This window comes from Mastigocoleus testarum BC008 (assembly GCF_001456025.1).
GTDB lineage: Bacteria > Cyanobacteriota > Cyanobacteriia > Cyanobacteriales > Nostocaceae > Mastigocoleus > Mastigocoleus testarum.
Genome location: NZ_LMTZ01000101.1, coordinates 14703 through 27275, shown reverse-complemented (window position 1 = coordinate 27275; position 12573 = coordinate 14703). Strand labels below are relative to the sequence as shown.

General features: G+C 38.7%; 12 protein-coding genes and 1 CRISPR repeat array. Of the genes, 2 read left to right on the top strand and 10 right to left on the bottom strand.

The genetic code is table 11. The features are described 5' to 3' along the window. Positions 1-9: 9 nt before the first annotated feature. Positions 10-751: direct repeats of the CRISPR family, unit length 37 nt; unit sequence GTTGAAACTTACTAAAATCCCTATCAGGGATTGAAAC. Positions 752-908: 157 nt separating this feature from the next. The 8 genes from BC008_RS23425 to BC008_RS23390 all read right to left on the bottom strand — a co-directional run bounded on the left by BC008_RS23425 (position 909) and on the right by BC008_RS23390 (position 7675). Continuing rightward, entirely contained in the window at positions 909-1856 is a 948-nt protein-coding gene (locus tag BC008_RS23425) for a F0F1 ATP synthase subunit gamma (RefSeq protein WP_027844151.1), read from the bottom strand. A gap of 230 nt (positions 1857-2086) precedes the next feature. Continuing rightward, positions 2087-3607, bottom strand: coding sequence for a F0F1 ATP synthase subunit alpha (gene atpA / locus BC008_RS23420; protein ID WP_027844150.1), 1521 nt, complete (start codon positions 3605-3607; stop codon positions 2087-2089). A 288-nt stretch (positions 3608-3895) separates the two neighbouring features. Beyond that, a complete protein-coding gene (gene atpH, locus BC008_RS23415; RefSeq protein ID WP_027844149.1) occupies positions 3896-4444 on the bottom strand; it encodes an ATP synthase F1 subunit delta in 549 nt (182 codons plus the stop codon). A gap of 2 nt (positions 4445-4446) precedes the next feature. After that, a complete protein-coding gene (locus BC008_RS23410) occupies positions 4447-5001 on the bottom strand; it encodes a F0F1 ATP synthase subunit B (protein ID WP_027844148.1) in 555 nt (184 codons plus the stop codon). A gap of 369 nt (positions 5002-5370) precedes the next feature. Beyond that, on the bottom strand, positions 5371-5802 hold the full coding sequence (locus BC008_RS23405; protein ID WP_027844147.1) for a F0F1 ATP synthase subunit B': 432 nt from the start codon (positions 5800-5802) through the stop codon (positions 5371-5373). A 220-nt stretch (positions 5803-6022) separates the two neighbouring features. Next, positions 6023-6268, bottom strand: coding sequence for an ATP synthase F0 subunit C (gene atpE, locus BC008_RS23400; RefSeq protein ID WP_008233924.1), 246 nt, complete (start codon positions 6266-6268; stop codon positions 6023-6025). 153 nt (positions 6269-6421) lie between these two features. Continuing rightward, the gene (gene atpB, locus BC008_RS23395; protein WP_027844146.1) at positions 6422-7174 is read right to left on the bottom strand and encodes a F0F1 ATP synthase subunit A; all 753 of its coding nucleotides are present in this window, start codon (positions 7172-7174) and stop codon (positions 6422-6424) included. A gap of 60 nt (positions 7175-7234) precedes the next feature. After that, a complete protein-coding gene (locus BC008_RS23390; RefSeq protein ID WP_027844145.1) occupies positions 7235-7675 on the bottom strand; it encodes an ATP synthase subunit I in 441 nt (146 codons plus the stop codon). 573 nt (positions 7676-8248) lie between these two features. Here BC008_RS23390 and BC008_RS49660 point away from each other — a divergent pair. Next, positions 8249-8431, top strand: a complete 183-nt coding sequence (locus BC008_RS49660) for a hypothetical protein (RefSeq protein WP_161938150.1) — start codon at positions 8249-8251, stop codon at positions 8429-8431. A gap of 74 nt (positions 8432-8505) precedes the next feature. On the opposite strand, the gene BC008_RS23380 is transcribed toward BC008_RS49660, so the two are convergent. Continuing rightward, positions 8506-9696, bottom strand: a complete 1191-nt coding sequence (locus BC008_RS23380) for a class I SAM-dependent methyltransferase (RefSeq protein WP_027844143.1) — start codon at positions 9694-9696, stop codon at positions 8506-8508. Positions 9697-9877: 181 nt separating this feature from the next. On the opposite strand from BC008_RS23380, the gene BC008_RS51490 reads away from it, so the two are divergent. Beyond that, on the top strand, positions 9878-10051 hold the full coding sequence (locus BC008_RS51490) for a hypothetical protein (protein WP_235595917.1): 174 nt from the start codon (positions 9878-9880) through the stop codon (positions 10049-10051). 24 nt (positions 10052-10075) lie between these two features. Here BC008_RS51490 and BC008_RS23375 read toward each other — a convergent pair whose 3' ends face one another. Continuing rightward, a complete protein-coding gene (locus BC008_RS23375; protein ID WP_058183909.1) occupies positions 10076-12163 on the bottom strand; it encodes a sensor histidine kinase in 2088 nt (695 codons plus the stop codon). Positions 12164-12573: the final 410 nt, after the last annotated feature.

Here is a 12573-nt window from a genome sequence, read left to right as displayed (position 1 = left end):
CAGCGAGCTGTTGAAACTTACTAAAATCCCTATCAGGGATTGAAACATCCAATTCAAATTCGTGGCGCGTAACCTGAACTGTTGAAACTTACTAAAATCCCTATCAGGGATTGAAACAAACTGGTGTCCTTCTGTTATATCTCCTGCTATAGTTGAAACTTACTAAAATCCCTATCAGGGATTGAAACCTCAAACTAGCATCTGAGGTCAGTGCTGTGGCAGGTTGAAACTTACTAAAATCCCTATCAGGGATTGAAACGATCGCATTGGCGATATGGATTCACTGTTTGAGGTTGAAACTTACTAAAATCCCTATCAGGGATTGAAACAACTGTAGTTACAGTAAGCGTTTTCCCTTCGTAGGTTGAAACTTACTAAAATCCCTATCAGGGATTGAAACATTTTACTTAATTTTTCTAGCTTACCTCCACGTTGAAACTTACTAAAATCCCTATCAGGGATTGAAACTTACCAAAGTACACGGCGCGATCGCACCCGGATTTAGTTGAAACTTACTAAAATCCCTATCAGGGATTGAAACCCGATCGCTTTAATATCGCGACCTTTTAAAGCGCGTTGAAACTTACTAAAATCCCTATCAGGGATTGAAACTTACTATATCCCTTTAGGTTGGGACACAGGGGTTGAAACTTACTAAAATCCCTATCAGGGATTGAAACTTTAAAGATGAAAAAGATAACGCTCCTATGCTTTGTTGAAACTTACTAAAATCCCTATCAGGGATTGAAACGATGAAAAATGGCGAAACCAAGTTGGCGGATGAGTTGAAACTTACCAAACAAAATCCCTATTAGGGATTGAAACGCGATCAAAAACAAAATAGCCGATCGCTAACTCAAAAAACTAGCAATCGGCTATTGAAAAATTAACATTAAAATTTTTCAATTCTAATTCAACGCTTCTGCACCACCAACAACCTCAAGAATTTCTTGGGTAATTGCAGCTTGTCGCGCTTTGTTATACGACAATGTTAAAGTACCAATCAATTCGCTAGCGTTATCACTCGCATTACTCATTGCTGTCATCCGGGCTGCTAATTCACTGGCTGCAGATTCTTGCAATGCTCGTAATAATTGGTTACTCAAATATAGTGGTAGTAAAGAATCCAAAATCTGCACCGGATCTTGTTCAAAAATCATATCCCGAGGGAAAGCACGAGTTTCAGTCTTGACTGCGTCCCGTTCAACTTCAAATTGTCCCCCACGGGTAGTGAGACGGAAAATTTCATCATCTGCAGCTTCTAAACCTTGAGCATCGAGGGGTAACAAGGTTTGTACCACAGGACGAGAACTAACCAAGGAAACAAACTTAGTGTAAATTAACTCGATGCGATCTACCTTTTCCGACAAAAACAAAGATAATAATTCGTCAGCAATCTTAGATGCTTCGTCTGCTGTGGGAATTTGCTCTAAGCCAGTGTAAGTAGCGCTAATCGGTTGTTCCCGACGTTCAAAATATTGGGTTGCTTTACGTCCAACCAATACATATTTGTAACCTACGCCCTCAGCTTCCAATTCCTTGGCGCGGTTTTCTGCACGTTTAATGACGTTGGTATTGTAACCACCGCACAAACCTCTATCCCCAGAAATTACTAATAAACCAACAGATTTAACTTCCCGTTGTTTTAATAGTGGTAAGGTTACATCTTCAAATCTTAAGCGAGTTTGCAAACCGTAAAGAACTTGCGCCAAACGATCGGCAAAAGGACGGGTTGAAGTTACTTGCTCTTGGGCGCGACGTACCCTAGCAGCAGCTACCAATCGCATCGCTTCTGTAATTTTTCTGGTATTTTTGACTGACTTAATGCGATCGCGTATTGCTTTTAAATTTGCCATAATTTTTTTAAGAATACAGAATACGGAATACAAAGTTTAAGATTTATAGCAGAAGCTAGGAGCCAGGAGCCAGGAGTCAAGGGTATTTAGGGTACTACCTTCTGTTATACAGAAGAAAAACTCAAGTGCATAGAACGCACTAACAGAATTCAGAAATCAAGAGAAAAGAAAATTTTATTTCTGACTTCTGACTTCTGACTTCTGACTTCTGACTTCTTACTTCTTACTTCCTAAACTGTTGCTAAGAAGGTTTTCTTGTATTCAGTAATTGCTTCTTTCAAAACTTTTTCTTCGTTTTCACCCAAGACTTTAGTACCTTGAATACCTTGCTTGTACTCAGTCTTATTGGTGTTCAAGTAATCCCGCAATCCTTGAGCAAAGTCAACGACTTTTTCTACTGGGATCTCATCTAAATAACCATTAAGTCCAGCGTAGAGAACCGCGACTTGTTCGTATACAGATAAAGGAGAGTTTTGAGGTTGTTTCAATAACTCCCGCAAGCGACTACCACGTGCGAGTTGGTTTTGAGTTGCTTGATCCAAGTCAGAAGCAAATTGCGCGAATGCTTGTAAGTCGTCAAACTGTGCTAGTTCTAGCTTCAATTTACCAGCAACTTTTTTCATTGCTTTGGTTTGAGCCGCAGAACCCACACGGGATACAGAAATACCAGGGTTAACCGCGGGACGAACACCACCGTTAAATAAATCTGCAGATAGGAATATTTGACCGTCTGTAATAGAAATTACATTGGTAGGAATGTAAGCAGATACGTCACCGGCTTGGGTTTCAATGATTGGTAGAGCAGTCATGCTACCTTTACCCAACTCATCACTGAGTTTAGCCGCACGTTCTAATAAGCGAGAGTGAATGTAGAAAACGTCTCCAGGATAAGCTTCACGACCGGGTGGACGACGCAATAACAAGGACATTTGACGATATGCCTGAGCTTGCTTGGTAAGATCGTCATAAATAATTAAGGTTGCTTTGCCGTTGTACATAAAGTACTCAGCAATTGAAGCTCCAGTGTAAGGTGCTAACCATTGTAGAGGAGCTGGGTCACTCGCATTAGCTGCAACAACCACGGTGTAGTCCATTGCACCCTTATCTTGTAAGGTTTGAACAACGTTAGCTACGGTTGAAGCTTTTTGACCGATCGCAACGTAAACGCAGACTACATCTTCTTCTTTTTGGTTAATGATGGTGTCAATGGCAATTGCAGTTTTACCAGTTTGACGATCACCAATAATTAATTCCCGCTGACCCCGACCAATAGGAATCATGGAGTCGATCGCAGTAATCCCAGTCTGCATCGGTTCGTGCACAGAACGTCGTGCTACAATACCGGGAGCCGGAGATTCAATCAAACGACTTTCTGTAGTGTTAAGGTCACCTTTACCATCGATTGCAACACCTAAGGCATCCACAACCCGTCCTACTAAACTGTCACCAACACCAATCTGAGCAATTTTAGTAGTAGCAGTAACTGAGCTACCTTCTTGGATATTCAGACCAGAACCCATGAGTACCGCACCCACGTTGTCTTCTTCCAAGTTTAGAGCGATACCAATGGTACCATCTTCAAATTCCAACAATTCGCCCGCCATGACCTTATCCAGACCATATATCCGAGCAATACCGTCACCCACTTGGAGCACGGTACCAACGTTTTGAACTTTAACGTCTTGATCGTATTGTTCGATTTGCTGCTGAATGATGCTGCTGATTTCGTCTGGTCTAATACTGATAGACATTTTCTTTCTTCTTTGTTTTCAATAGATAAAAAGTTAAAAGCAAGGAGCTAAGAGTTGAGATTTAAGCAATTAAGAGTTATTGATGATGAGCAAATATGCTGCTTGGTGCGGCACGTAGTGCTAAGTCCCCCTTCTCAACCGTCGTTATGACTTAAAGTTGTGATTTAAGAGTTATGAGGTATGAGTTAATCTGATTTATAATTCATAACTCCTAACTCCCAAGCCCTAACCCTTAGCTCCCGAGTCCTAATTTTTTCACGGCACTTTTCACGGTACTATTTAAGCGCACTATTTCAGCGCTAAAGATAGACGGCGTAGCTGTCCCCGCAAACTTGCATCAATCACTTGAGAACCAACTTTGATGATGACACCACCAATGATCTCACTATTAATGCTAGTTTCTAGTTCTACTTCGCGGGCATTAGTCATGCCTTTGACTTTATCTTTGATTGATTGTTGCTGTTCGTCAGTCAAAGGTACTGCAGAAGTAACTTCTGCTAATACGGTTTGATTCATTTCCCGAAGCATTGACAAGTACTGCTGACAAATACCTTCGAGTAGAATTATCCGTCCTCTGTCTACCAAAAGCATCAGAAAGTTGCGAAAATAACTGTTGGTATCTTCGCCCAATATTCTATTAATGACTGCTTTTTTATCTTCAGCAGTAACGAAAGGATTAGCAAAAAAGTTAGTTAATTCCTTGCTCTCTTTAAATAAACCGAGCAAGGAACGCACATAATTACCAAACTCTTCTGTTTGGTTATTCGATTTTGCAACCGACATTAATGCTTCGGAATAAGGTTGGACTACTTCAGCTAGTTCTGCTTTGCTTTTCATCTCTAACCTCCTATGAGCGCAATGCTGCGGTCAATCAATGTCTGCTGAGCATCATCAGCAACTCCTGATTGAAGTTCCGATTCAACTTTTTCTAAGGCTGAAGCGACAACGGAGGCTCGCAATTGCGCGATCGCTTTTTCTCTTTCTGAATTTAGATCGGCTGCTGCAGCCTCTTTTAACTTCTTCACATCTTCATCGGAACGTTCCAAAATTGCTTGTTTAGCAGCAGCAGCGCTTGTTTGTGCAGTTTTAAGAATATTTTGGGCTTCTGCTTGTGCTTGGGTTAACTTTTCTTGCGCCTCAGCAAGTTCAGCAGCTGCTTCCTCAGCACGTTGCTCTGCTTCCTGAATTTGTACTTCAATACTTGAGCGCCGTTCTGAAAGGATATTGCTTAAAAGTGGACGCCCAAAATAAACCAGTATCCCAATCAGAAGTCCTAAGTTAATCAGATTGGTTTCTAAAATATCGAAGTTCAGACCGAAACCACCTTCTGCAACTTCGGAGTGAGCAGCGCTCGCTTCTGCTGCTAATAAAAATAAACTCCCGATTGTAACCATCTGTTGCGTTGTTCGATTACTAGTTGGTTAGTTTCTCCGCTCTGGAGATAACAGTGCTTAATTAGACACTGAATTGGGGTAATTAATCAACTGCTTAATCAATAGATTAATTAATAAGTTAATTTATATAGCGGATTGGGAATAAGTGAGATACAGGTCAAAAGCTGAAAGTTAGTTTTAAAACACATTCCACTCCTGTCTTCTGTCTTCTGAATTCTCAATTCTGCTATAAGTAAAAATTACCCCTTGCCATAAAGACATTAATAAATCAGACATGAAGGAACTATTCTAACCATCTTGTCTTTGGAAGTACCACCTGGCATAACCCCAAGGGGTTGCACGGAGCAATCGAATCGAGTATTCTCTCAACTATCCGACAAGATCTGGTCCTAATAGTTTGATCTTAATCTGCCGACTTAACTCGTCTACTTGTTGCTGTAGAGAATTGAAGGCTTCTTGTTTTTGCTGTTCTATTTCCCGAGATGCTTGCTCTCGTTTTGCAGCAGCTTCTTTTTGAGCTTCTGCAATTTTCTCAGCATAAATTTTCTGACCTTCGTCGCGAGCTGCTAAGATTAAAGCTTGTGACTGTTTGCGAGAGTCAGCTAACTGAGTCTCATAATCCTGGGTCACTCTTTTTGCTTTTGCTAAGCGTTCGTCAGCATCAACTTTATTTGTACGGATGTAGTTATCCCGGTCATCAAGTGCTTTGGTCAGCGGCTTATAAAAAATTGCGTTTAATAAAGCTGCCAGAAGCAAAAACTGCAATGCCATTAAGGGCAAGGTCGCATCAAAATCAAACATCTTTTCCCTATGGGGCTTATACTGCAATTTCCATATGAAGCAAAGTTATGAATTTCTTCATATTTTGCGATATATTTTGCGATGGTTCCATGTTCGTTTTTGACACGGGCGACGAGCGCAACGAACGGTTAACCTGAAAACCTCTCTTCCCTGACGCGCAAAAATCGCGACGTGAACGATGTAGAGACGCACTTTTGCGTCCCTACATCAAAGAAAAAGCTTAGGAAAATGGATTCGCAAATAGTAATACTAGAGCAATCACCAAACCATAGATTGTTAGTGATTCCATGAACGCCAAAGTCAACAGCAGAGTACCACGAATTTTTCCTTCTGCCTCTGGCTGACGAGCAATACCTTCTACTGCTTGACCTGCAGCGTTACCTTGACCAATACCAGGACCAATTGCTGCTAAACCAATCGCGAGAGCAGCAGCTAAAACTGAAGCAGCAGAAACTAATGGATCCATCTTGATTTCCTTCCCTTTAGTAAATATCAATTATCGAGGTTTCAGGTTTGAGGAGTGAGACTTTGATTTTTAACTTGGTGTTAAATCTAAAATCTCAAGCCCTAAATCTAAAATTACACTAATTTCAGACCAAAAATGAGTCTTAATTAATGTTTAATCACCGTGCCCTTCCATCGCTTCGTGTATATATGCGGCTGCTAAGGTGGCAAATACAAGGGCTTGAATGGCACTAGTAAATAATCCCAAGGCCATTACTGGTAATGGTATAAACAGTGGCACGAGTAATACCAACACTGCTACTACCAATTCATCCGCCAGAATATTTCCAAACAGACGGAAACTCAGGGAAAGGGGCTTGGTGAAATCTTCTAAAATCGCAATAGGCAATAAAACTGGTGTTGGTTCTATATACTTTTTAAAGTATCCCAAACCACGCTTGCTAAATCCTGCATAAAAGTAAGCCAAAGAAGTTAGCAATGCCAAAGCGACGGTCGTATTGATGTCATTTGTGGGAGCAGCTAATTCACCAGATGGTAGTTCGATCAACTTCCAAGGAATTAGAGCACCTGACCAATTCGAGACGAAGATAAACAGGAACAATGTGCCGATAAATGGCACCCAAGGGCGATATTCTTTCTCACCTATCTGGTTTTTGGTCAGATCCCTAATAAATTCTAGGGCATATTCCATTAAATTTTGAATACCACTGGGAACTCTTTGGATATTCCTAGTAGCTGCTAATGAAGCCACCACGAGAAGCCCAATCACAAACCATGAAGTGAGAAAAACTTGCCCATGCACTTTTAGATTGCCTAATTGCCAGTAGAAATGATCTCCTACTTCCAATTCGGCAAGGGTAAAAGAATTAAAGACAGTTAAGACGTTTAAAACATTAAGCATTTGCATTTCTCAAGAAATTTCCCCAAACAGGAATGATTGGAGTATTCCCTTTCTCAACGCTAACTATTAATGGTCGGGATTGAATGTTATCCGTAGCATGTAAACAATGAGCGTTGCTTTATAAGTTAAAAAACCCAAAAATATGGGAAGCACTTGTAGCTGATGCCATTGACTTGCTATGACTATCAAACCAATCAACAGAGCAAAACGATTTTTTTTCAACCTTACTCTTTCTTGGTTCAATTGCTCAACATCTTTGGCCAACATATTCAAATAAACTATACCCGCGCATGCCCCAAGTAGATAGTTAAGAGCAATGTTTAAAGAATAAAAAATCCATACTGAGATAAAGATTATCCCTATCAGAACAAGAGTTATTAAAAGCAGTTCTTGGGAAAGTTTATAAAACTCTTCCATTGAATTTCCCGAGCTTGAGCCCTCAAGATCTTCTACTGCTTCTTCTTGTCTTGTCGCGATCGGATCTATTGATTCATCTGACGAATTCACGGGATTTCAAACCAGTTTAGTGAACTTATGTTAGCTAGATATTCAGCCAGTTGAATCATATCACGATTGGGTAACAATACTTTAGAAAAAAACAATTAACTTATTGTCACCAAAATGCGATAAGCAAAGGCTATATTCCTCAATATACAGGGCATTTGCGACCCAAGTTTTAATTAGTTGGGCAGAACACATTTTCTGGAACATACGCAAAATTACTGATGACATAAAAGATGTTTTGTGCGTACATTCGCACCTGAAGTTTTATAATTAGCAGAGATATAGAGATGGCAGAAGGGAATAATCTCTTACAACATATTTTAACTCCGATCTTGTCATCTTGTCATTTGCTTTTTGGCTATTCTCATACATTCTCTTAAATCAAAAAAGCAATTTCATCTGAAATTTTTAACGAATCCAGCAATTAAATGCTTGGCATTCTCATTATTCTCAATGAAAGTTCAAAAAATATTAGCAATACATGAGCAATAAACGATAATGCCGTTGAGCAATTACATGTTGTTTAACTTCAAGTTGAGAATGACATTACGGACAAAATTAGAGTCTTGGCTGTTGATGAGGATTCGCCAACAATACCTTAAATTTGCTATGACTTCCGAAGGCAAATCCATAATATTTTTTTATGGAATTATAGGTGGGGAGATGGGAATAATTGGAAATCATTGGAATTTTTTAGGGAAAATTTTAGGGAAATTTTTTGGGAAAATTCTTGGAAAATTTTCTGGAAAAAATTTGTGACATTTTTTGACATTTTACCCAAATCAAAAAAATAAATGTCTTTTCCCCAGCCTAACAGTCTAACTAATAATTATTTAGTTCCCTGACAACATAATTAATTGCTGTTGCTGAAGTTTTCTGATTTCTGGTAAACCTAATTCTAAATCTTTAATAATTTCTTCAACTGTTAAGCTTCCGTTGCAAGCTTGCATGAACTTAAACTCCTCATCTGATAATTTTACTACTTGGTAATTGTAATCAAATATACACTTACTTGGAAACCCATCTATGCAAGGATTAATTTCTGGAGTTGCTCCAAGTAAGGCTTGCTCGTCAGACCAATTGGTGTGGGGTAATGGTGGACGACTGAGGAAAAATTCGTAGTGGGTAATTTCTGGGTTATCTGGATCTAATATTTCTACTAAACGGTAACGTTGGCGTTCGCTCAAGTTTGCTGCTCGCTCCATTAATTCTGGGTTTTGACCCAAAATTCGTTCTAAGTTCCAGTAACCGGGATTAGAAAATCCCACAAATTCTAACCCGGAAGCGTCAACTAATTCAAATAAGGTTTCGGAATTATAATCAATTTCTTGAGGATGAACATACATGTCAGCAAAATTTTCATCCTTGTGATTTTCCAAAGCCCAAAGTTGTTTGTCTCGCTGTAAAATTCGGTTACTTTCTGGTAAGGAAGCAAATATCTGTCTTCCAACCTGTACTCCATCTCGATAGTCACCCCGTTTTTTCCCTTGAAGCATCGCGATCGCTTCTTGCATGAATTGAATTTCTCTTCGTCCTAGTTCCCCATATACAAAAATATGGAATAAACCACCTGGGGCTAATTTTTTGGCTAAAGCTTGAATTCCACGAATTGGATCGGGGGTATGATGTAAAACTCCCACACAATTAATTAAATCAAATTCTCCTTCAAGTTGTTCTACATCAAATAAACTCAGGTGGTGAAACTCGACGCGATTTGCACCGGAGCGTTGACAGCGTTCTTTTGCAACTTCTAATGCACCTTCACTCAAATCGATTCCCACAACTGAAGCTTCTGGGTTGAGGTGAACCAAGTATTCTGTTCCAACTCCAGTTCCACAACCAGCATCAAGAATGCGAATATTTTCACGATCAGGTTTTTGTCCGGTACAAAAGTTATAAGCAGATGACCATTTCCAGCGCCAGTTATAACCTGGTGGGGGCTCATCTAATAAGGGTTCTGGAGGGAAAGGGTAAGTATTATAAAGTTTGGCGACGGCGTTACTAATGCTTTGGGAATCGGACATAGCAAGTATAGTTACAGGATTATTTGCATTATTGAGTTTATCGAATGCTGGTAACAATTAGCTATTTTCACAGACAGACGTCATGCAGAACAATTAATATTTCAGGAAGTGATGAATATTGAAAGGTAAGTAGGGAACAGCAAACAGAAATAATAGGGAACAATTATGAAGATTACGGTATATGGAAATATTTTATTGTGTCACTTCTTTTGTTGGGAGTCAGGAGTCAGAAGTGGAATACTCTTTGCATCTGCTTTCTAGGGTTTTGGATGTACCTCAATTACTTATCATTCGTGATATGTCCGCATATATGCGCTTTTCGATCGATTTGCGAAATTTAAGTAAGATTAAGTGAAAGTAACATCAAATCAAAGCGAAATTAAATCAAAAGTTTTTCCTGGGATTCTATAGCAGCTTCTATAGGAAGAGTAATTGTAAACTTTGTTCCACGACCGAGTACAGAATCACACTCGAGTTTTCCTTTGTGTTTTTCTACCACAATTTTATAGCTAATGGATAATCCCAAACCGGTACCTTGACCTACTGACTTGGTGGTGAAGAACGGATCGAAAATGCGTCTTTGCACTTGTGGACTCATCCCAGAGCCATTATCGCTAATAGTGATGATGCAATTTTTACCCTCCTGTCTTGTTCGTAGAGCGATCTTGGGTTTTTCCTGATTTTTAACTGCTTCAGTACAGTTTGCATTTTTTGGCTGAAGACTTTCTTTGAATGCATCGATCGCATTTGCCAAAATATTCATAAATACCTGATTTATCTGTCCGGGACAGCATTCTACTGGTGGTATGTTGCCATAATCTTTAATGATTTGGATCGTAGAAGATGATTTACTATCCTTGAGACGATTTTGCAGAATCACTAACGTGCTGTCAATTCCTCCATGAATATCTGCTTGTTTGACATCTGCTTCATCTAAACGGGAAAAAGTACGTAAGGAATTAACAATTCCAATAATACGTTCTGTTCCAACCTGCATAGAATTCAAAAGCTTGGGAAAGTCTCGACTGACAAAATCTGGGTCGATATCTTCTATCCGTTCTTGAACTTCAGAGGATAAATTAGGACAATTTTCTTGATATATCTGGATTAAGTTCAATAAATCTTGGCTGTATTGATCCGCATGTTGAATATTTCCATGCACAAAGTTTACTGGATTATTAATCTCATGGACAATACCAGCAAGCATTTGTCCTAAACTCGACATTTTTTCCGAATGAATTAGTTGAGCTTGAGTTTCTTGAAGTTCGTGGATATATTTTTCGATCCACCGAATTAACCGATTAAAATGAATGGCTAAGATTCCTACTTCATCTTGAGTGGTGACCGGTACCCGCAAACTAAAATCACAAATTTCTGTGACCTTTCTCGCTGTTATGGTCAATAGATTGAGGGGATCGGACAAACTGTGGGAAAATTTAACAATGATAATAGATGTAACCGTAGCTAAAGCCAAAAAAATCAAGCCAAACATTAATAATATTTGTTTAGCAGATTTATGAATTTCTGCCAGTTCAATGGAAGCAACTACAATCCAATTTCTACCAGGGACTCGAGCCAAAGTAAAACGGCGATGATTGTAAACCAATGATGTTGTGTATGGTCCGCCATTTTGAGGTCTAGACTGATATCTAATAGCGTGTTGAAGTAATACATCTCCCCCCAAAACCTTCTGAGAAGTTATATTTGCGAGTTTTGTACTATTCAATTTTTTGTTATTCTTAGCGTAATTCATAGTTGTCACAACCATGGGATTCTTTTCATCTGCGAACGATATAATTTGCAAATGCTCGGAACCCAAAAGCTCGATTTTATGGAGTTCTTCAGCTAAGAAGTTGAGGTCCTTAGTTCTATAACCGGCTGTAATAACACCAAGAAATTCACCAGTCTTAGGATCGACAATCTTATTTATCAGGTCAAAATAAAGATTGTGAACCGATTTATGCGGATGTGGTGGAGTAATAAAAGTTTCTGAATCTTCTAATTTCTTTGCCTGTTTCCACCAAGTTTCGTTTCTTTGAATCAAATCAGGAGTAGGTTTACTGGAGGCGATATTAAAACCATATTGCTCTGTAAAAAATACATTTGTAAAACTGCCAATTTTAACAAGCCTCTGCAAATATGAATTTAATAGTTGATTGACATTTAAAACTTTATTATCTTTAAATTGATTTTCTAATTCAGTAATGGATTTTTTTTCCAAACCTTCTTGTTTAACTTGTTTAGAAGCATTACGGAATGCATTGATAAGTAGGGGGTCTGCTGCAGCTGTTTGAAGTATGGCTGATTCAAATTCCAGTTTCTTGCTAGTTAATTCTGCAACTATTATTGCTCGATCATGTAATTGTGTTTCTTTTTGTTCAGAGGAACGTTGATAAGTGATTACCCCTCCTAAGATTCCTGCGATCGCTAATGGAATCAAAGTTACAGGAAGAAATACGAGCAACATTTTTTGACGGACAGATTTTGCCCCTAGTAAATATGAATTATAAATAGGTTTGTGTTTTTTTTTGGTGGTAACATATTTACTCCGATTATTTGCACTATTGAGTGTACCGAATGCTGAGTCTTAATAGCTAGCAAGGAGTAATTTAAGATACCTAGTTTACGATATCTAAATCAAATAATAATAAATAGGCTGTTATTTTCTGTTTGAAATCCTGATTCGATAAAATTGGGACAAATAAATAAGATTTAATCAAGCTTTTAAGGTTATCTTACATCTTGCACCAACAAAAGTTGATGTAAATGTATTACTCAGTAAAAAGCCAGAACCCTTAACTTAGCGATATAAAGTCATAAAAATTAGGTAGTGTTATGGCACGTATTTTGAATTTATCTGGGTTAATACTCACAGGT

What these genes read in the sequence shown, in the direction of transcription:
- BC008_RS23375 (WP_058183909.1), bottom strand. Translation starts at nt 12,163, where the DNA reads ATGTTGCTCGTATTTCTTCCTGTAACTTTGATTCCATTAGCGATCGCA.
- atpA (WP_027844150.1), bottom strand. Translation starts at nt 3,607, where the DNA reads ATGTCTATCAGTATTAGACCAGACGAAATCAGCAGCATCATTCAGCAG.
- BC008_RS23405 (WP_027844147.1), bottom strand. Translation starts at nt 5,802, where the DNA reads ATGTTTGATTTTGATGCGACCTTGCCCTTAATGGCATTGCAGTTTTTG.
- BC008_RS23425 (WP_027844151.1), bottom strand. Translation starts at nt 1,856, where the DNA reads ATGGCAAATTTAAAAGCAATACGCGATCGCATTAAGTCAGTCAAAAAT.
- atpB (WP_027844146.1), bottom strand. Translation starts at nt 7,174, where the DNA reads ATGCAAATGCTTAATGTTTTAAACGTCTTAACTGTCTTTAATTCTTTT.
- BC008_RS51490 (WP_235595917.1), top strand. Translation starts at nt 9,878, where the DNA reads ATGGAAATATTTTATTGTGTCACTTCTTTTGTTGGGAGTCAGGAGTCA.
- BC008_RS49660 (WP_161938150.1), top strand. Translation starts at nt 8,249, where the DNA reads ATGAGGATTCGCCAACAATACCTTAAATTTGCTATGACTTCCGAAGGC.
- BC008_RS23380 (WP_027844143.1), bottom strand. Translation starts at nt 9,696, where the DNA reads ATGTCCGATTCCCAAAGCATTAGTAACGCCGTCGCCAAACTTTATAAT.
- BC008_RS23410 (WP_027844148.1), bottom strand. Translation starts at nt 5,001, where the DNA reads ATGGTTACAATCGGGAGTTTATTTTTATTAGCAGCAGAAGCGAGCGCT.
- atpH (WP_027844149.1), bottom strand. Translation starts at nt 4,444, where the DNA reads ATGAAAAGCAAAGCAGAACTAGCTGAAGTAGTCCAACCTTATTCCGAA.
- atpE (WP_008233924.1), bottom strand. Translation starts at nt 6,268, where the DNA reads ATGGATCCATTAGTTTCTGCTGCTTCAGTTTTAGCTGCTGCTCTCGCG.